This is a genomic window from Paenibacillus vini (assembly GCF_018403325.1).
Taxonomy (GTDB): Bacteria; Bacillota; Bacilli; order Paenibacillales; family Paenibacillaceae; genus Fontibacillus; species Fontibacillus vini.
Window position 1 is genome coordinate 185,404 of the sequence record NZ_BOSL01000005.1, and the last position, 20,758, is coordinate 206,161.

At 43.9% G+C, this 20,758-nt stretch carries 17 protein-coding genes and 1 pseudogene; 14 read left to right on the forward strand and 4 right to left on the reverse strand.

What is annotated here, in order from left to right; genetic code table 11:
- Position 1 precedes the first annotated feature (1 nt).
- The 7 genes and pseudogenes from KJS57_RS09975 to KJS57_RS26830 form a co-directional block, all read left to right on the forward strand.
- A complete protein-coding gene (locus KJS57_RS09975; protein ID WP_213654656.1) occupies positions 2 to 811 on the forward strand; it encodes a hypothetical protein in 810 nt (269 codons plus the stop codon).
- A gap of 57 nt (positions 812 to 868) precedes the next feature.
- A complete protein-coding gene (locus KJS57_RS09980; protein ID WP_213654657.1) occupies positions 869 to 1,522 on the forward strand; it encodes a hypothetical protein in 654 nt (217 codons plus the stop codon).
- On the forward strand, positions 1,523 to 3,358 hold the full coding sequence (locus tag KJS57_RS09985) for an Mbeg1-like protein (protein WP_213654658.1): 1,836 nt from the start codon (positions 1,523 to 1,525) through the stop codon (positions 3,356 to 3,358).
- 118 nt (positions 3,359 to 3,476) lie between these two features.
- The gene (locus tag KJS57_RS09990; protein ID WP_505870796.1) at positions 3,477 to 4,505 is read left to right on the forward strand and encodes a hypothetical protein; all 1,029 of its coding nucleotides are present in this window, start codon (positions 3,477 to 3,479) and stop codon (positions 4,503 to 4,505) included.
- Positions 4,506 to 4,532: 27 nt separating this feature from the next.
- Positions 4,533 to 5,066, forward strand: a complete 534-nt coding sequence (locus KJS57_RS09995; protein WP_213654660.1) for a hypothetical protein — start codon at positions 4,533 to 4,535, stop codon at positions 5,064 to 5,066.
- Positions 5,067 to 5,080: 14 nt separating this feature from the next.
- Positions 5,081 to 6,316, forward strand: coding sequence for a hypothetical protein (locus tag KJS57_RS10000; RefSeq protein ID WP_213654661.1), 1,236 nt, complete (start codon positions 5,081 to 5,083; stop codon positions 6,314 to 6,316).
- Positions 6,317 to 6,854: 538 nt separating this feature from the next.
- Positions 6,855 to 6,941: pseudogene (locus tag KJS57_RS26830) on the forward strand (SF0329 family protein); the annotation flags it as partial.
- A gap of 25 nt (positions 6,942 to 6,966) precedes the next feature.
- On the opposite strand, the gene KJS57_RS10005 reads toward KJS57_RS26830, so the two are convergent.
- Entirely contained in the window at positions 6,967 to 7,125 is a 159-nt protein-coding gene (locus KJS57_RS10005; protein WP_213654662.1) for a hypothetical protein, read from the reverse strand.
- A gap of 52 nt (positions 7,126 to 7,177) precedes the next feature.
- The gene (locus KJS57_RS10010; protein ID WP_213654663.1) at positions 7,178 to 8,560 is read right to left on the reverse strand and encodes a VWA domain-containing protein; all 1,383 of its coding nucleotides are present in this window, start codon (positions 8,558 to 8,560) and stop codon (positions 7,178 to 7,180) included.
- A 163-nt stretch (positions 8,561 to 8,723) separates the two neighbouring features.
- Here KJS57_RS10010 and KJS57_RS10015 point away from each other — a divergent pair, with 163 nt between their 5' ends.
- The 5 genes from KJS57_RS10015 to levB all read left to right on the forward strand — a co-directional run bounded on the left by KJS57_RS10015 (position 8,724) and on the right by levB (position 16,269).
- On the forward strand, positions 8,724 to 10,508 hold the full coding sequence (locus tag KJS57_RS10015) for a cache domain-containing sensor histidine kinase (protein ID WP_213654664.1): 1,785 nt from the start codon (positions 8,724 to 8,726) through the stop codon (positions 10,506 to 10,508).
- Positions 10,509 to 10,512: 4 nt separating this feature from the next.
- Positions 10,513 to 11,712 (forward strand): response regulator transcription factor, encoded by a 1,200-nt coding sequence (locus tag KJS57_RS10020; RefSeq protein WP_213654665.1) that lies wholly within the window; start codon positions 10,513 to 10,515, stop codon positions 11,710 to 11,712.
- Positions 11,713 to 11,735: 23 nt separating this feature from the next.
- Positions 11,736 to 13,019 carry an ABC transporter substrate-binding protein gene (locus tag KJS57_RS10025; RefSeq protein ID WP_213654666.1) on the forward strand — a complete coding sequence of 428 codons (1,284 nt, stop codon included), beginning with the start codon at positions 11,736 to 11,738 and terminating at the stop codon, positions 13,017 to 13,019.
- A 132-nt stretch (positions 13,020 to 13,151) separates the two neighbouring features.
- Positions 13,152 to 14,621: a levansucrase gene (sacB, locus tag KJS57_RS10030; protein WP_213654667.1), complete on the forward strand. Its 1,470-nt coding sequence runs from the start codon at positions 13,152 to 13,154 to the stop codon at positions 14,619 to 14,621.
- 124 nt (positions 14,622 to 14,745) lie between these two features.
- A complete protein-coding gene (gene levB / locus KJS57_RS10035) occupies positions 14,746 to 16,269 on the forward strand; it encodes a 2,6-beta-fructan 6-levanbiohydrolase (protein WP_373316818.1) in 1,524 nt (507 codons plus the stop codon).
- A 12-nt stretch (positions 16,270 to 16,281) separates the two neighbouring features.
- On the opposite strand, the gene KJS57_RS10040 is transcribed toward levB, so the two are convergent.
- Both KJS57_RS10040 and KJS57_RS10045 read right to left on the reverse strand, forming a co-directional pair.
- Positions 16,282 to 16,635 (reverse strand): putative zinc-binding protein, encoded by a 354-nt coding sequence (locus tag KJS57_RS10040; RefSeq protein ID WP_213654668.1) that lies wholly within the window; start codon positions 16,633 to 16,635, stop codon positions 16,282 to 16,284.
- Positions 16,636 to 16,742: 107 nt separating this feature from the next.
- On the reverse strand, positions 16,743 to 17,663 hold the full coding sequence (locus KJS57_RS10045; protein ID WP_244861471.1) for a DsbA family protein: 921 nt from the start codon (positions 17,661 to 17,663) through the stop codon (positions 16,743 to 16,745).
- A 167-nt stretch (positions 17,664 to 17,830) separates the two neighbouring features.
- Here KJS57_RS10045 and KJS57_RS10050 point away from each other — a divergent pair, with 167 nt between their 5' ends.
- Both KJS57_RS10050 and KJS57_RS10055 read left to right on the forward strand, forming a co-directional pair.
- The gene (locus tag KJS57_RS10050; RefSeq protein ID WP_213654669.1) at positions 17,831 to 18,388 is read left to right on the forward strand and encodes a TetR/AcrR family transcriptional regulator; all 558 of its coding nucleotides are present in this window, start codon (positions 17,831 to 17,833) and stop codon (positions 18,386 to 18,388) included.
- Between the two features lie 124 nt (positions 18,389 to 18,512).
- Positions 18,513 to 19,529 carry a carbohydrate-binding protein gene (locus tag KJS57_RS10055; RefSeq protein ID WP_213654670.1) on the forward strand — a complete coding sequence of 339 codons (1,017 nt, stop codon included), beginning with the start codon at positions 18,513 to 18,515 and terminating at the stop codon, positions 19,527 to 19,529.
- The last annotated feature ends 1,229 nt before the right edge of the window (positions 19,530 to 20,758 follow it).

The following is a 20,758-nucleotide window of genomic DNA, read 5'->3' on the forward strand; positions in this document are numbered from 1 at the left end:
GATGTTCCAAAACAAGAAAATGGTTTTGTTCGTCTCGATCGCAGTGGTGCTGGCGATTATTCTGATCGCTGTTTTGGTTCCTAAAGGGAACAGTGAGACGAATGCAGTGCAAAACACAAGCGCCAATCCCGCTACTTCAAAAGCTGCGAAAGGAAATAATCTTGTGGGTACTTGGTATAGCGACAAAAAGGATAATGATGTTCTGACGATACTCGAAGACGGGAGATATGCCTCTTCCGGCTGGCTTGCCCCGGGTAGATATACCATTGAGGGAGACAAGATTTCCTTGACGGATACATTCGGGACAACGATAGAACTTCAAATAAAAGAGGGCGGCCAGGGAAAAGAGCTGTTTTTCGAAAATGAGCCGTTATCCCACACCTATTTCACAACCGAAGAACTGGCCAAACAAAGCCAGGAGGCCAAGAAGCCGAAAGAGTTAACTCCGGAAGAACTGAATCAGTTGATCGCGGTAGACGTTTTACCGGGCCATTGGATTAGTAATGATGGGAGTACGGATTTAATCATAACTGAGGACAAGATTACTCTGAATCATCACGGGATAAAGGATAATAAAAGCGGAGAATTAGAAGGTGCTATAACGGTCGAGTATACTTATACCATTGAAGAAATAACTCAGAAAAGCAACGACTTCCGCTCTAATTATTTTGTGGAGATGGTCATGATTAAACCTGATAATGATTTCCCTTATAAGATAAACAACATGAGGATTTATGAGGACTCGAAAACAGGAAAGTATAAATTTACTACCCTTGAATTTCCTATCAGCACGAGTTTTGAAAAGAAATAAAAAACGGTTTATCTTATGGCATGATGAATTATGAACTCTTAAGGAGTGAACGGATGTATGTGGTGGAGAAAGAAGAACCCGGAAACGATAAAGGATCAAATGATAACCTATTTGCAAGAGAAGTACGGGGAAGAGTTCTTGCCGATCGCATTTGAATCAAGCGGGTTCGCATACAGCTATAGTACGTTGTGGGCGTACCCGAAAAAGGGCACTCGAGCGGATCGATTCGAAGTACGCGGCTCTAAGACAAAAAGAGGATATGAATTTAGTGACGGATATTTTGGAATATTTATCAAGCCAAAGTATGAGGAGTTGCTGTCCAGTTTTGTTCGGGAAATATATAAGGATTTTAAGCTGTATGTAAAACTTGATGAGGGTGTTTGGTCAGACGAACTGAACAAGACATCGAAGATAGAAGAGATCCACTCGAAAGACAAACTGTTCGGTACCGATAATGTGATATTTGTAAACGAGTCTTCTACTCAGGGAGTAGATGATGAGCAAGGAATTAGAGAAATCGCGGAAAGAATGATGGAACATAAAATGGTGGGAGAAGTGAGCCTATATATTGTTTTTAATGATAAATTCGACACTATTGATCTTCGTGCGCTAAATGCAACTCCGAGCGAGGAAAAGAAATTATACCCTCGTTATCATAAGTTTATTATGGTTACCCCCGATTTAAAAATAGAAGGTGATGAGGAGGATTAAATGACAGATTTACAAGATAATCAGTTAATCCTCCTGGATAATCTGATTTACTTAAAAAACGTTGCTAATATGAATGGTAAAACAGTAGGCCGAATTATTAAGGTGTTATTAAAAAAGAAGTTAGACCTAAGCAAAGACCCGAAAACAGGAGATTATCCTGCGTCGATGTCCAGGCCCGAATGGATCGATCTTTTAAACATCATTAAAAATGACCCTCAGCTCTCGAAGCTGGTCGTTAAACACGGTGACCCCGGCTATGTATATGATAAAAATGGTCAGATCGTCCTCGTAACGAACGAGCAGACGGGCGAAACATACCCCTTGGAAGCGGGTGCCCGCATGGCGACCTTTGTTGACCCCGTATCGGAAACAGCTACCGTCGTCTTCCGGGGCACTTCCGGGGATTACGAATGGCATGACAACGGAACCGGCGGCTATTTATCCGACACCGAGATGCAAAAGCAGGCATTAGCGTATGTGGAAAGCCTGCCCTATGATCGTCTAACGGTTACCGGCCATTCAAAAGGCGGCAATAAGGCGCAGTACGTCGGTATTTTATCAGATAAAGTAAAGAAGGTCGTTTCTCTTGACGGCCAAGGATTTTCCAGGGAATTCATGAATAAATATAGGGAACGCATCGAAGCCAACCGTTACAAAATCACCTCCATCTCTGCCGGGAATGATCTCGTAAACAGCCTGCTGATCCCCGTTGCCGGCACAATAAAATTTATTCAGACCAGTCATCCCCTCCTTCGCCTCAATCCTCTCTACTATCACAAGCCCAATATCGTTTTAAATGAGCGGGGAGAGTTGAACGATTCTGCTCCACAAGGATTGCTATCCAAATTTATAAATGAGTTTTCAATTTATGCAAGCACCACGATGAAGGACCCTGTTCGGCGTTACACGTTTGACGGTTTACTGGGCCTCATTGAGAAGGGAAATCAGGGTTCCGATAAAGAGAGCTGGACTCAATCTCTCACAGGAGTGGCGATTGCATTAAGTCACTTGGACGATTTTGCTCTTTCCAAGATTGCCGACAGACATGGAAAGTTTGCCGAACTGACTGCGGCTGCAACGGGGGCGGCGATTTTCCCTTATATTTTTATGGATGATCTCATGCGTTCTTCCTGGAGAAATGGGAATGAGGTAAAGGATCATGTAACGGAAAAGATCGGACAATTCGGCGAGTGGCTCGAAAATACATGGACGGCGGCAGCCGACAAACTCAAGGAGCTTGGTGTGCAAATCGGATCGGAATTGTACGATCTTATCGATAAATTAAAAGCAGCCAGTATAGCGCTGATTGAGGAAATCGGCAAGTTTACGGAACATTTCCACAAGCAGGAGGTTCCACGGGATAAGGCTGTCGCTCTGCTCGAAGAAAAGGCGGTACGAGAGACAAAGGTGTTCTGCAACCAGGTTGTGGACGAAATCAGTAAAGCGATGACAGAAGAGAAGGACCCGATCCGGCAATGCCGGGGCCAGCTGGCCTCCCTGGCTCAAGAGATGACAGACGCCTCTACCAAAGATTTTTGCATGAAGCAAATCGAAGCTCTGGATTGCCTTATGAATCACAGTGCTAATAATCAGCTCGCATCGCAGGATCCTATGGCGGAGAAGTTAGATCACCTTAATCAGTTTTGTCAGGTTAGTAAAGAGATCGGCAGCCTTCAGGGTGTCCGCGGTCAAGCGGTATCCCTGGCAGACAAGATGGAACGGATGAAGAAACTGTCCCCTCTGGTCAACAAACAAAAGGAAATGATGCGAACCATTGAAGGATTCGGCAAAGAAAATTATTTAGCTTTGGACAAAAACTCATTACACGATAGATGAACATGTAAAAAAGGAGGTGCCTCCCATTGAGCTATCGGTTGGTAGATGGAGTATATAAATATAGGGGAGCCCAAGCCGGGAAGCGGTTGCCTGGCAAGGATACGACAGCTTTCCGGGCATCGACCGTTACGAAGATAAAGTGATCAAGGCCGGTACGGTACTGGTCAAATTAGAGCCTTCCCGATCAGGTTATTTTACTACCTTGGAAGCTTATGAGAAACTTCGAAGGGACGGACAAGTATCCTCCATCGAACTGAGCGAGGGACTCCAAGTGGCACCATGGCGAAATCGCGCTACCGGAAATTATGAATACCGCGGCAAAGTCTCTTTTACAACTCTGCAGCATGATATAGAGGCAGCCTATGGGGAGAAAACTTTAGCCAATCAGGAATATGGACAAGGGAGTTTTGTCCAGATCTATATAGCAGGGTATGATGGGAACAACAGAGAAAACAATAGAAGCTTTGGATTGGAAGAGACCGGGAGTGAAGAATTAAGCGATACGGTCATCAGCGAGGATAGATGGAAGAACATCCAGGGTTCCAATCATCAACATCTATTAAAACGGGACCTATTTTGTTATCAAAAATGCAGGGATGATTTTAACTCGTTGATGCGCGAAGGGAATGACGATGACCGAATCAAGGATTATTGCGAGAAACAATTGAACGAACTGGAGCTGTTAATCCAAGATACGGTTCAAAATCTTCAACAGAGTATCGCCGTATACGGTCGCCTAGATACCCCGACTTACGATGCAGGGATCAGATATCTGGCCGGGAAACATAGGCATAACCAGCCCGAGCTAAATGCTCCGATCGAACAGGAAATCACCCGATTGAACGAGACGTTGATGACGAAGGTTGAGGGGGAATTAACCAAGCCTGCCGAACAAAGAAGCATGAATATGAGTGACTTGCAAAAGACGGCTCAATGGAACCAGTTTATCCAGCTTAGCGGGCAGATCCGCCAAATAAAGCAAGAACTGGCAGGGGTACAGCCCGGCTCTTCCTTGGCCAAAAGGTCGGAATTGTTCAAGAAGTTGACGCCGCTGCTCAACAGACAGATTAAAATAGCGGAGACCAGCTTAGGGACAGGGAAATCCATCGCAAAATCGCTTGGAAGAGCTCAGCAAGTTGAGAGATGACCGCAGAACTAGAGGAGGTTCTTTTCAATGTTTGATTTAGATACAGGTAAGTTTGTTATAAGAGACGGGGTAGAGTTGTATCCGGGCATGACCCGGGAAACATTTTTCAAATCTTCCTTGTACCAAACGGAGCTTCTCAGAGATTCAGATAGGCAAGACCTTGGGAAATACAACTACTCGATCAAGCCGCAGACGATTGACGGGTTCGAAATGAGTGTCGACATTTATGTCTCGGATTACGGATATGTGGACAAGATCGAGCTTACAAGACCGGATTTTTATGACTGGCCCCATTGGCCGAGTAACATCAAAGAGGCCGACTATGCCTACGACATCAAAAGGTATAATGATCGATTCCTGGAACATCAACTTCAAGAGAGCGTAAGAGAAGCTAACGAATTAAGTTATAGTTACGAGTGGGGCTCTTTGACGTCCTCCATCAATTTAAGACATACGCCTCATGTCATGATTACGATCCGTTATAAGGAAACCCCTTTCCTGAAAGCAAGGGGAATCACGTTTGACCACATTGATATTTTTGAAAATGGGCCAGCGAACTGAAAAGGAGGAACAAGATGCCGCAACGCACCAAATCCATTCTTATCGCAGCTTCGGCCGCAGTGATTGTGGTTGTTTTGATCGTCATCGCGCTAATCCAAAACGGTAAAGACCGTGGAACGACGGATGCAGAGAGCGCTGAAACGTCAACCTTAGCAACCATGGCGCAAGTGGATAAAGATGAGGCTTCTTCGACCGGAAACCAGGATGGGGCGAACGCCCGGAAGGTTCCAGGCGGAGAAGAGGTCAAAATTCCGGGTACGTGGTACAGCGACCGGTCGGACGAGGATGCCATCACATTTTCGGAGGATGGGACCTATGAATCGACGGCTTGGCTTGCGCCGGGGACCTATCAGGTGGAGAATGAAACCGTCACCTTAACGGACAAATTCGGCCTGGTGAAGGAATTGACTGTAAAATGGCAGGACGGGGGAGCCGTACTCTTTTCCGACAATCAAAATTACTCGCATACCTATTACGCCTCGCCGGAATTGGCGAAGCAAGGCTCGGGCAAAGGTTTATCCGGGGATGCCGATATCCAAGCGGATTATAAAATGATCATCGATCAGCTTCTTCCGGGCAGTTGGATTAGCAAGGACCAACGGAAGGAGGTCGTTTTCAAAGATCAAGGCTTTAAACTTCAAAATACAGGAGAAACCGATGCGGCGAAGGCGGATAATTATGCGTTCACCATCACTGACATCTCCCTTCACGAATCCTATTATCTCGTGGCTATGGAGATAAAGGATCTGGCGAGCGGCCAAACGACCACAATGGACGAAATGAAAATCGCCGAAAATGAATACGGCTCGTTTTCGTTGTCTGCCGAATCTTTTCCGTACCAGGATACCTTCAACAAAACCGGACCGGTGGCTATTAGCGGCTCTTTGAGTGACCCCAATAGGTTCACGGGAAAAGTGACGGAAGTTCCGTTATTCAGCGAGGAAGAAAAGAAAGCGATCGCAGCAGGCATCGTTGGCACCTGGAAAGGCTCGGTTGATCCGATGCGCGACGGTAACGTCCTGCATGAAACGTTCATCTTTGGAGCGGACGGCAAGTACTCGATTTCCTATGAAGGATATTCCGAAAAGGGCAGTTATAGCCTGGTTCTTGCCGAGAATAACAGCCTCTATCCGCATCTTCTGCTCCTAAAGAGCGGAGAGGAGACGAAAGAACTTCTATTTGGAATGAATATGACCGATCAGACGCTGGATTTTGAAAGCATGGATCTTCCAGAGTTGCAAAAACAATAAGTTCGATAATTTAAAAAGGCCCTTATCTCCGTTAATGAAATGCCCCCCTTAGAATAGACATTGGAAAACCCCACCCAGGTTTATCCGATGAAATTCTAGAGGGGGCATTTTTTATGGCGATTAAGGGACAAACATTTCGCCGATAAGCGAGGAAATCCTTATCGGGTAGAGACCGCAGAGGGACGCGAACTACGAAGACTTCGATTAAGCTGCCGTATCTGAAGGCAGAATCGCAGGGAATCTATTGCAAAGAAACTTCAAAGCGGACAGACCTAATCATTTGAAAGTCTAAGCACTCTACCCATATAATATACGATCCATCGCTGAGGCGTAAAGACGAATTGGGGTATTCATTCGTTTTTGTAACGAAGATCGAGCACAACGGAAACTAAACAAGCTGACTCCGGTTGAGTACCGAAACCAGCTTGTTGCCTAGGGCTTTTTCTGATGTCCACTATAGAGGGGCTTGACCATTAATGGGAGAAAGGGCCTTTTGCCGCCGCTCCATGTAGATGATTCTTCATTTACATGGAGCGGCGAGCGGATCATAAACATGTCCCAGAAAATAAAGTTAAAGCATCCGATTGTGCAGTATTTTTATGAATTGCGGCGGAATACGTTGTGATGGTGGATCCCCGTGGTTGGGGAGCTTACAGATGCCGAATCCAACTAATAATTCTCACAAAAAACATAAGAATCCCTTCGAGAATCCGAAACCAAAAGGGGCGGCGAGTTTCTTCATCCGCTCCTTTTTGCTGATTCAATTTCCCTTTAATAACTGTCAACTTAGGTCTATTATTTGCCCCCATGAATTTGCCCCCCCATTGTAAACGTTAAACGTTAATAGACAATTTATAGGCTTTATTTCCCGCTGTTTCGAAGATCCTGGCGTTCTTCAAGGCCTTGATCCCGAACCTCATTCCGATGCTCGAGCCCTTTGTCGCGCAGTTCTTCTCTGAGTCCGAAGGCGGTTTTCCGGGCATATTCTCTTAATGCAAATCCCAATTTGCGGGTATAATCTCTTATCTCTCTGCCATTGACATCAAATTTCTCATCAACATAATTGGAGAGCGTGTCCAGATGCTCCTGTTCGCTGTAAACCAGCTCGATCATTTCTTTTTCTTTCTCAAACATTTCATCGACACGAGTTTGTTCGGATTGAAAATATTGACCCACATTTTCGGACTCCCAGGCAAACCATTCCTCAATCAGGCGATGCTTCTCTTTTTTGAAAAAGTCTTCGATATCCTGTTTTGTCCGCACCGTGGTGTATTTGCCCATTCCGGCTTCGGCGACCTGCTTCAACTGCTGCTGTCCTTCATCGTCCACGTCAAAACCGATAATGTTGACAATCGCTTTTGCTGCCGACTGGTTTAATTTTTTGGCTGCACCGACCGGGTCGCCGCCGCAGGTTTCAATTCCGTCGCTTACGATGTAAATGATGTTCTCGATGTTCTCTCCCGTGTAGGATTGCAGATCATCATGCGCGGCTTCGATGGAAGCGCCGAGAGGGGTCCAGCCAGCCGGAGCAAACTGATTCAGCGCTTTTCCGAAGCTTTCCTCTTGATAAGGAGCCAGGGCGTAGATTTCTTCGGTACTGCTGCAGGACAGCTCACGGTCGCTGTTTTTCCCGCTTCCTTTATGGCCATATACGCGCAGAGACACATTCGTGTTCTCGGGAAGCTCGGCAACAAAGCTATTTACGGCGTCCTTGGCCAGATCAATCCTTGTCTCCCCGCCGATTTTCCCTGCCATGCTCCCGCTCGCATCGAATAAAATTTGAACGTTCAATTGTTTGCTTCCCGGGGAACCAGACTGTTCCCTTTCTTCAGGTATGGCGCTTGCGTCCTGATAGGAGGTATCGTACTGGCTGAAAAGCGTATGATACGGCCGATAATCCTCAGCGACCAAGGCGAGCAGGCGGGCGTAGTATTCCTCCGCCGTTTTTCCTTCCGGGAATTGATCAATCCATCGCTTTACTTCCGCTTCATCATATTGTTCTCCGCTGAATTTGCCCGGGGCAAGCAGTAGCCGCTCCATGACATCCTCGGTTTGGTAGGGACGGAAGTCCTCTCCATCCTCTGAATCCTTCGGGCCGGTTTGCTCCGCCGTCTCAATGGAGTTATTCTGCGATGGGGCCGGCTGCGGATCGGCGTCACTGGCTTTTTCCTTAGAGGAACAAGCGCTTGCAGCAAGCAACAAGAATGACAACAGAACTAAGGTGTACATTTTTCTTACAACCAATGGAATACTTCCTCCTTGATCAAAAAGTATCAAATTTCATAATACCACACTAAAAAGGAAGAGAAAGGGTCCTTAGACCTTTCCTAGTTGGAAGTATTATCATGTTTCACGTTGTTTCCCATTAGGGTAAACTAATTTGGATTTTGAATTAAGGAGTCATGTTGTGAAAAGTATTCAAAACCGCTTAATCCTCCTGCTGCTTGTTTTCATCATTATTCCATATTTTCTATCTGTATGGTTGATCTATCAGCAGACCAAAGAGAATGTGGAGCGGCACGAACTTCAGAACAGTCAGGAGCAAGTGGAGCAGGTATCGACTGAGCTGGAGCAATATTTTGAGGAAATCGTAAATCTTTCCTATATTCTATATCGGAACCCGGATCTGTTCAGCGTATTTGAACAAGGGTTCGAGGGAGATGTTTATCGAAATCAGCTTGAAATCAATAAAGGCATGAGAAGCTTCTATTTAATGAGGAATGAAATTCGACAATTGCGGTTTTTTATCAATGAAGGTAAAAGTTCTTTTACGGTGTATAACGCCATGTTAAGTACCCGCAAGATCAATCCGAATCTCCTTCAGCAAGCTCCCATTCAGAAGTTGATGGGCTCTAAAGCGAACTATCGAATTGAGCCTCCTCATCAAATTGAGAATTATAACCAAACTTCCATCATGCCGCCTTCGGACAAAACCATGGTTGTGACGATTCATCATAAAGTTACGAATGTTCTAACACAAGAATTTATCGGGATCATTACGTTCGACATCGATTTAGACAAGATCGCTAATCTATCCAGAAAAATTGTTCGGAATAATAAAGAGGTCGTATTGCTTACCGATTCTGATGGTTATGTCATTTATGCAAGTGAGGAAACGCTGATCGGAAAGATCATGCCGGAGGATGTACGAAGTAAAATCAGTTCGTCGACAGCCGGTGTTGTTAAATCCCCGGAAGGGGAAATTGTTATGTCCAGAACGTTGCAGGGACCGATAAAGAATTGGCATTTCGTCCAAATCACCCCTAGCGAGTTCTTGTTTGAAGACGTAAGGCAAACCGCCTACAGAAACATCATGGTTGGTGTCATTGTGGGGGGGCTCGGTTTAATCATGATCGCAATCATCTCCTATAAATTCACACGACCCATAAAATTGCTTAGTCAGAAAGTTCAGCGGATTGAAGGGGGCAATATGCATGTCCGGTTCGATGATCAGCGGGAGGATGAAATCGGCAGTCTGGAAAGACATATTCAAGAAATGATGAATCGGATTAATCGCCACATCGACCGGGAGTACAAGCTCGAGATCGAGAATAGGAAGAATCAGCATCGGGCGCTGAAGTCTCAGATCAATCCGCATTTTCTGTTCAATGCTTTACAATCCATTGCAGCAGTTGCCCTGATGTCCGGATCTCCCAAAGTATATCAACTCATCACCTCATTATCCAAAATGATGCGGTACTCGATTCGTGTGGATCAAAAGGCGACGGTTCGGAGTGAGGTCGAATATGTGCAAGCGTATTTGAAACTTCAACAGGAACGCTTTCAGACCGATTTCAGCTATTCCATCGATATACCTGAGGACATTCTGGATAATCCGGTTCCGAGTATGATTCTGCAGCCGCTCGTTGAGAACTTCTTCAAACACTGCTATGACGAAGGGGTTGAACACGCTTATCTTCGGGTTTATGGAGAAATACAGGGCGTATATTTGCATTTGGTTGTAGAGAATCACGGAAGCAGCCTGACTCCAGAGGCGCTGAAAGCTTTAGAAGACAAAATCTACACACCCGTTCACGAAGGGAACCCATCGTTTGAACATATCGGTTTAAAAAATATTCATGATCGCTTAGTTCTTCATTTCGACCAAACAGCGGGAATGATACTGGATTCGATGCAAGGTCAAGGGTTCAGTGTGCGGCTGGTGATTCCACTCTACCAAAAGGAGATGTAAAAGGATGAAAGCTCTTATTGTAGATGATGAGTCCCATGTTAGAACCACCATTCGTTTTTTAGCGCGTTGGGATCAATATGGAATTACTGAAGTTCTGGAAGCCAAAAATGGGTTGGAGGCTAAAACGCTGATTACTCAGGAATCTCCGGAGATCATTATGACAGACGTTAAAATGCCTAAGAAAAACGGGATTGAGCTGATCGAGTGGTTGGAGGCTAACCAGTTTCCGGGCAAGGTAATTATGATCTCAGGATATGATGATTATGATTTCATGCGTACCGCTTTTAAACTTGGATGTTACGATTATTTGATGAAACCTATTGAAGAGGAAATGCTCAATGAAACTTTAGAAGGGGCGGTCACAGCCTGGAAGCAGGAAGAGGAAGAACGACATAATATGGAGTCGGGTTTCTATGAAGAGGTAAGAATGTTTCGCTTAAACAGAGAGATGACCTCTGCTTGTAATGGTGAATCTTTTGATGAAGGCGAAATTTCACTGGCTCTCCCTGAGGCGGCGGACGGGTATGACTTTACTGTGATTTTCTTTTACCATACTCACTATCCAGAACCTTATATTCAGCTTTTAGCGCAGGAAATGGTTGAACAGGAATGGGGAAATGTATTCACTCTTCAAAATGATCCTAATGTCTGTCTACTGCTAACGACTAAAGGACAAATCACTACCGTGGAGGAGTGGATTACCCGATACTGTGAACTTCCTGTTCGTCTGGTTAGCGGTCCTCCCATCCAATCGTTTGAGGAGATCTCAGAATCCTTTCAAGCTGCCTACAGGTCTATGGCCGAGCAAAACTTTAGAACAATTCATCGTTTGGAGGAAGTGGATGATGCCGGACGCATGAACGATATCGTTGCTTTTGTGGATAAGTATTATATGGAAGAACTCAGTTTGGACAAGTTATCCGCCCGTTTTTTCCTGAGCCGAGAACATATCTCACGGAGATTCAAACAAGAAGTCGGCAAGACCCTGACCAGTTACGTCATGGATTTACGAATCAATCAAGCCAAACAGTGGTTGATTGAGACGGAGGAGACGATGTTCTCGATCGCATCCAAGCTCGGGTATCAAGATGAGATCTACTTCTCCAAGCTATTCAAAAAGAATGTAGGCCTGTCGCCGGCGGAATACCGGAATAAGATGAGAACAAGTGGAGTAAACGACAAAGGAAGATTAGCCAATTCATAAGCTAAATGTCGTCAGGAGGGATTATGAGAATCAAGAGTATTCAATGGATGGTGGCAGGGCTCCTAGCCCTGGCACTTTCTTCGTGTGGGCAGGATAAACAGCCTTCAGTAGAAGCTGATCCTCATCCGGCGAACGAAGCAACGACTTTAGAAATAATGAATCCGAAAGTGGAGATTTCTGTGGAATTCGAGCAGATGGTTAAGGAATATGAACATTTAAACCCGAATATCGACCTGAATGTTGTAACCTTTGGCGGAGGGGCTGATTACCTTGATGAATTGAAGGCGAGATTTGCGGCAAATGAGGGGCCTGATATTTTTCCTAATGGCGGTTATGAGGAAGCAAGGGCCTGGAAAAGATATCTCGAGGATCTTTCGGACCAGCCATGGGTGGAACAAGTGTATGACGAAGCGCTTGAGCCGATGACAATAGACGGGAAGATCTATGGGATGCCTATAAACTATGAAGGTTATGGCTTTATTTATAATAAGAACTTGTTTGCCAAGGCCGGGATCAACACTCTGCCGACAACATTTACCGAATTAAAGACAGCGGCGGAAAAGCTGCAAGCTATAGGTGTTACTCCTTTTGCTATTGGGTATTCAGATAGTTGGTTTTTCGTACTCATGCTGAATATTGCTATAGCTCAAATGGATAACCCGGATGCTTTTATTCAAGGGTTAAACGACGGAACTCAAACGTTCCAAGGGACGAAGGAATTTGAACAGTTCCTTCAAATGCTGGATTTGACCCTGCAATACGGGAACAAGGATTATATGACAACAGACTATAATTCGGAGGTAGAGTTGTTTGCAACGGGAAGAGCGGCCATCCTGAAACAAGGGAATTGGGTTCAATCTCAAATCGATCAACGATCGCCGAAGATGAACATCGGTTTCTTACCTATGTCGATTAACGATGATGCCAGAAATGATGCGCTGCCTATCGGCGTTTCTAATAATTGGGCTGTAAATAAAGAATCTACGCCAGAGAAAAAGAGAGAAGCCAAGAAGTTTCTAAACTGGATGGTGTCGTCGGATCAGGGAAAGAAGTTTATGAAGGACCGATTCCATTATATTTCCGCATTTAAAAATATCGGAACCGATACTTCGCGTCCGCTGGTGAATGATCTTATGCGCTATGCCGATGAACAAAAGACATTATCCTGGAATTGGTTTAAATTTCCGCCCAGGGCGAGAGAAGAGTTTGGCTATATTATTCAAGCTTATGTAGGAAAGCAACTGAACCGGGATCAATTGCTGGAGGAACTCCAAAAGTCGTGGCAGAGGAATAAACATAAATATTAATGAATCAATATAAGCCTGTAAATGGATCAATATACGACATACAAGTCCTAACTCCATTCCGTTAGAATTTTAAAGGAAGGTCAGCGACATGAGACCTAAAGAGAAAAAAAGAGCAAAGGAAGGAGTTAGGATATGAATTTCAAAAAGATGATGAAACAAGCCACAGTTTTCACTTTTACGGCAGCTTTATTAGCAGGGGGCGGCTCGCAAACTTTTGCAAAAGGCAATAGTATGGGGGAGTACAAGGAAAGTTATGGTTTCACACATATTACTCGTACTGATATGTTGAAATTACCTCAGCAACAGCAGAGTGCACAATTTAAAGCACCTCAATTTGATGCTTCAACCATTAAGAACATTCCTGCAGCGGTGAAGTACGATGAGAATGGCAATAAAATTGATATGGATGTTTGGGACTCTTGGCCGCTTCAGAATGCGGACGGAACGGTAGCCAATTATAAAGGATACGAAATTGTTTTTGGGTTAGCGGGGGATCCTGCAAGGGGATCGGATACGTTTATCTACTTGTTCTATAAGAAAGCAGGAGACAATTCACTTAACAGCTGGAAGAATGCCGGTCGGGTGTTCAAGGATAGTGACAAGCTCGTTCCCGGCGACACGATTCTTAACAATCAAGCCGAAGAATGGTCCGGTTCTGCAACGATGACTTCTGACGGTGAAATTCGTTTGTTCTATACGAACCGTCATGGTTGGGATCCGGAGCGCAATTTCTACGGCAAGCAAACCTTAACTACAGCACAAATCAATGTATCCCAGCCGAATACAGATACGCTCAAGATTGATGGCGTAGAAGATTTCAAATCGATCTATGACGGTAATGAAGGAAAGATGTATCAAACCTTGGATATGACAGGTTTCAGTAAAGGAGATTATAACGATAATCATACCTTGAGAGATCCGCATTATGTCGAAGAGAACGGCCATAAATATCTTGTCTTTGAAGCCAATACGGGTTCCGAAACAGGTTACCAAGGCGCAGAGTCGCTCTTTAATAAAGCTTATTATGACGGAAGCACTACATTCTACAGAAATGAAAGAAACAAATTGATGCAAGGCGCGGATAAAACCAATGCAGAAATTGCGAATGGTGCGCTCGGGATCATTGAGTTGAATGACGATTACACGTTTAAAAAAGAATTGAAGCCGCTGATTGCTTCCAATACGATAACGGATGAGATTGAACGTCCGAACATCTTTAAACTGAACGGAAAATGGTATCTGTTCACAAGCACGAGAGGTTCCAAAATGTTTGTTGATGGCATCGATGACGAAGATATCTATATGCTCGGGTATGTATCCAGTTCTTTAACCGGACCTTACAAACCTTTGAATGGTACAGGACTTGTCCTTCACCAAGATCTTGATCCGAACGATCTGACCTGGACTTATGCTCACTTTGCGATTCCGCAGGTAAAGGGCAATAATGTGGTTATCTCGAGCTACATGACAAATAGAGGATTCTTTAAAGATCATCATTCTACTTTTGCACCTAGCTTCTTGATGAATATTTCCGGTTCGACGACTTCCGTTGTGAAAGACAGCATTCTGGAGCAAGGGCAAGTAACAATTTCAAGCAAATAATGAATAACAAAGTAAATGCCGATGTCTATATTGGCATTTACTTTGTTTATATCACATGAAGAATTCCAACATAAAAGCGGGTGTTTTCTTGTACATAAATAAGAAAATGAAGAACAGAGCGGTTATGATCTTCGTTGGCATAAGTTGTTTGGTATTGCTAGGCTTCTTGACTAATGAAGCAGGTAAGAACGCAAAGGAAGGGGCAGCGATTCCTCATCCTGAGCCAAGTTATCGGGCCGCCTACCATTTCACTACCCCGGATCACTGGAAGAATGACCCTCAGAAGCCGGTTTATTTGGATGGCAAGTATCATTACTATTATCTCTACAATCGTGATTATCCAGATGGAAACGGAACGGAGTGGCGTCATGCCACATCAACAGATTTGGTGAATTGGAATGATGAAGGGATTGCCATTCCTAAATACACCAACCCCAATGGCGATCCTTGGTCGGGGTCCATAGTTGTTGACGAGGCTAACACGGCTGGCTTTGGTAAAGGAACGGTTATAGCGATTATGACACAGCCCTCGGGTAATGGCGGGAAGCAAGAACAATATCTATGGTACAGTACGAATCGGGGGAAGACGTTTAAACCTTATGGTAACGGTCCTGTTCTGGCGAATCCGGGCGTGAAAGATTATCGGGATCCGAAGATTGTCTGGGATCAGGCGGCTCATAAATGGGTGATGGCCCTTGCGGAAGGAACGAAGGTAGGCTTTTACGAGTCCGGCAATTTAAAAGAATGGCATTATACAAGCAGCTTTGTTACCGAAAATATAGGAATTGTGGAGTGCCCCGACCTCTACATGATGCGGGCGGATGATGGTTCCATGAAATGGATTCTTGGAGCCAGCGCCAATGGGAAATCATCCGGACAACCAAACACCTATGCCTACTGGATTGGAGACTTCGATGGGAAGAAATTCAGCACGGATCAACAAGAGCCGCAATGGCTGGATTATGGGTTTGATTGGTATGGCGCTGTAACGTTTGAAGAGGGGGGGAGCCGTGATAAATACGACCATCGTTATGCTATGGCCTGGATGAATAATTGGGACTACCCTCATAATACACCCACGCTTAAAGAAGGGTTTAACGGGACGGATTCCATGGTAAGACAGATTAAATTAACACGTAGTGCGGATCACAAATATCGCCTGGTGTCTCAGCCTGTTGATGCATTACAGCAACGAGTCGGTTCAATAGACTCTATCGAACAAATACAAGTCAATGGTCACAAGACACTTGATTTTACCGGGGAAACCTATCAGCTCGATGCAGATATATCATGGTCAGAGATCAAAAATGTTGGATTCAGACTTCGCGAATCGGCAGATCGAACCCGCCATGTAGATGTGGGGCTTTTTGTTCAAGGACAATATTCTTATGTGAACAGAGCGTCTACAGGTCAGCCCGATCAAAGCGGGAAATACCTTGAAAGCAAGGCGCCATTTAATGCGAGTAACAAGAAGGTCCACCACCTTAAGATTCTTGTGGATCGAACAAGCATTGAAGTATTTGTAGATGAGGGGGAAATCGCATTTTCGAATCTGATTTTCCCTGATAGTCATGACAAAGGAATTACCTTGTACACGGAAGGCGGTACCGCCGCTTTTAACAATGTTGTGATTAAGCATTTTAAGTGAAAATGGACATTACTAGATGTGTTCAAGAATCTGTTCATAGGCGTTCTGGACATGCTGAGGGTTAGGGTCTTCTCCAAGACGTTTGGGCACATCGAATTTCGATAAATCAAAATGATGCTTAGGTTCCACGTTATGTCTGGCTAAACAGCTCTTGCAGCAGGCCAGCGGGCAACCGTCAATGGCAATAATGTCACGTCCCGACTTGGCTGTTCTGACAAGCGGTGTTACGTCACCGCCGACACCGGCGATGCAGGACATTTCGGCGATCATTTCCCGATCCATCTTAATCGCAATCCGGTTCGCGGTCTGTGCAGCCGAGGAACATCCGGAACATGAATAAACAAGCGGCAGATCATTTTTTCTCATTAGCTATCCCTCTCCAATTCAATAAAGTAATTGTCAGTATAGCCCGAGTTTACGGATTGAATTGTGAGGGGGGTCACTTGTATTTATCTATAGGCCTACCGTTACTTTTATTTAAATGTAAAATAAGACTCCCCTAAAATTTCATTCGCTTGATAATGATCTGGCGAAAGCTCTTTTTCAATAAAATGGTGGACTTCTGATTGTTCAACATCATACATGACTTCAATTTCTTTGGAAAATAGAAGTTTTTCCTTTTCAAGCAAACTGGAAAGGGAAGGGAGTGGGTTAGGCTGCAGTTCTTCCTCATTAAGAACTTGTTTTAAACCGTTAATATAGTAGTCCAACGGACGACCGCCAACGATTTTCACGCCTTTATTCTCCTCATTGGTCATGATAATGGTCGGAAAGCCTCTGACCCCTAAGCTCCTGGCTAGCGCAAAATCTTCCTCCAATAATTGTTGACTGACTGATTGCTCGGCTTCATTCACAATAGCTTCTCCATCAAGACCAAGTTTGTTTACGATTTCAATCATCACGGGATTATCTGAAATATTCTGATTGAATACGAAAAGTGCTTCTCTTGAGCGGCGCAAATATTCAGACGCTGTTGCATCGGAATGATACTTTTGGATTACCTTGAATACACGTGAGGGCGGATAGGAGGACTGAACCGGATTATCGATCATCAAAGTCCCGTCAATGGGCATTCTGTAATGTTCTCCAACTTCTCTCCAGTGAACAGCAACGTCGGCTGGTTTATAAATTCCGTTGGCAGGATCGATGGGGCCATCGTGCCATTTTTCGAGCAACCCACCCATAACGGTATGAAGCTTGAAATAATGTCCATATTGATGTTCAAAGCGACGAAGTACCGGTTCCAGAGCCCAGCAATGAGAGCAAATCGGATCGGTAACATAATAAAGATGAATCGCTTTTTGAGGTTGATTAAAATCGATAATCTCCATGACTTCCTCGCCAACTTCTCCACATACTCCTGTATTGATATCGCAAATCATATTATTGTTCATATCATTTCCCTCATCTCTCATTAATTCCTGTAAAAGGTGCGTGCATCGTATTTGCCAGTAATTGAAGCTTAGATCATAATTAAAATAATCAACACCAATAGTTCTGTGGATTTGTCGGATATGCAACACATTTTGAAAATTGTTTAAAAAGTAGGTGTATTGACATAATGACGCAATCAAAGACGGACCCCCGAGTGCAGCGCACCCGCAAATTAATTATGGATTCTTTCATTGAGCTTTCAGGGAAAAAGGAATTCAAGGATATTACCATTAAGGATATAACTACAGAAGCCAATATTAATCGTGCAACTTTTTATTATCATTTTGAAGATATCTACGACTTATTAGAAAAAGCTTTATCGGAAGTTTTGCTCGTCCAATTGAATTATGACTTCTATCAACATGAAGAGCTAAATGAGGAAGTCCTTGTTAGTATTTTTAAAGCTATTACCAGTTTTCAAAAGTCGCTATCCAATCGTTGCCATAGAGCTTATGAGGATTCGATTACCCGTATTATTAGAGAACAGCTTGAAATTATTTTCTATAAAATGTTGCTCAAACAAAATAGAAATGATGAGGATGAAGCGCTAAAAGTTACAGCTGTCCTATTAAGCTGGGGAATTTACGGGGCTTCTGTAGAATGGAGAAGAGATAGTAAGGAGAAGTCTCCCGAGGATTTTATTAAATTAGTAATTCCTTATATTCAGAAGGGGATCGGAGAATAGCTCCAAAACAATAATTATGGAATTAATTTAAAATGTGGAAATAAAATGGAATCGTAGTACAGTTAAAACCTGTGGCATGTCTAAATGACGGGCTGCAGACAAACCAAAACAAGGAGGTTTGAAAATGACTAGTAACAGGCATTCATTTAAACCCTTATCACTTTTGGTCGTTTTAGCAGTATTTCTATCCACATTTTTTGCAGCCTTACCGTCAGTGAACGCAGCCGCTAGAGGAGCATGGGCTCCAAATACCGCATATGCAGTAAATGACACAGTAACCTATAGTGGAAGCACTTATACCTGTCTTCAGGCACATACTTCCCTCGTAGGTTGGGAGCCGTCCAATGTCCCTGCCTTATGGCAGAAGGGCGGAAGCGGCGGAACTACACCGCCCGTCACACCACCGGCAACGAACGGAGCAATATTTTATGCGGATATAAATTATGGAGGAAAAGCAGTGACGCTCGGGGTAGGCAACTATACACTATCTCAGTTGAACGCAAACGGAATTCCGAATGACTGGATGTCGTCTCTCAAGGTTCCAAGCGGCTGGACGGTTGAAGTCTATGAGAATGATAATTTTGGAGGAACAAAGTGGACCTATACCTCGGATTCCTCCTGGGTTGGCAATACGGTCAATGATAAAATGTCATCAGTTAAGATTTATACGGGCTCACCATCTCCCGGAGTAACAAAGCCTGCCGAGGTTCCAACTCATATCTGGACTTATGTTATGAATGCGGACAATGCCTACGGTAAAGGCGGAGATTTTGCTTTATTGCTAAGTGCGGTTATCAAAAAAGAGAGCAGCTTTGGAGCAGGTTTACCGGGTAGTCCATCCGCCGGCGACGGATTAATGCAGGTAGAACCGAACACACGCAATGCGTATTTATCTCAATTCAGCTCCAAATTTGGCCGTACGTATAATCATAGCAGTGAACAAGATCAGGTTTATCTAGGCGCGTTGATTTTAAATGAGAAGATAACGAGATTTGGAAATATCTATAACGGATTTTTACACTATAACGGCGGAGACAATTGGTATCCGGGAGCAACGGATTCATATGGCCGTCCGATCCTGGCGGATCAATATGCTAATGCAGTTTATGCTACCTACAAGGGCTACGGAGGTAAGAATTAAGGTGCAGCGGCTTTGTTAATATAGAAGAGCATGGGTTACCAAGCAGATCATTGCTTGCATAACCCATGCTCTTTGTTTTTTTTATCAGAAAATATAGAAGATGAGACCTTTGTCCGAAGTAATCGGAACGACATAGCCAAGAGGAGGCTCACCATCTTTCTAGTCTGTATTTCCAATATCTGATATAATAGGGCATTATTGATTGAGGAGTGTGGGGAATTGAAAAGGTTATTTGGCCTAATCTTAGTTATTGTTTTTATTTTATCGGGCTGCGAAGGAAACAATTTTGAAAACCCGGATAAAGAGCAAAAGCTATCAGAATCACGAGAAACTCAAGAACCGCAAAAGTCACAGGAAACACCGGTAAATTCATCGCTTACAACGGTGTCGGATTTAAAAAAGAAGTATAAGGAAGAAGAACCACAGTACTTAACACCGATGTATAACGTGAAATTCAATCAGGTTTTTACATTTAAATTCAACTCAAATATTTATAATACAGATGCTTTTCCTCATAGTGAGGAGGAGATTGCTGAACTGTTTACACAAGATGATGTCGATCGATTTAAAAAAAATATTGTGACTGTACATACCGATGCAAAGTGTTTGTATGAAAGTGAAGTATCTACATATGAAGAAGTGAAGGATCCCAGCGCTAGTCAGAGTGTGTTAACTGTAAGTTCTTTTGACCCCGTACTAACCTCTTTAGATTCTACCAGGAATAAAGAAAACTCATGGGGGAATGCCCCTATTTATTATATTTGTATCCGTTATGATCTAGATGCAAAGACACCGACTAAGTTGGAAAATCCGATGATTATTCCGTTTACGATCAAGTCCCCATTACAATCACCGAACGCTAACTATCAAATTGATGCCGAAGGAAGGTTTAAGTTAGTTTGGAACGAAGTGAAGGGAGCTAAGAAATATAATGTTTATAATGTGATGTCCATGCATAATTCTGAACAGATCAATGGGGCGGAGCAAGGATATAAACATGCGGATCCCTATTTAGTTGGAACGGTGACGGATACGGAATTCCAAGATTTTGGATCAGATGGTGATCAAGGGTTGCTATTTGTAGGTGATGAACCGGATGATTACAGAAGAAAAGCAACGATTGCTCAGAACATGATGGTTCAAGGCGAGTATTATGTGACGGCTGTTGATGAAAATGGAAATGAATCCAACTTCAGTCCTGCAGTCAGCACCTTTAATATATCAAAGAC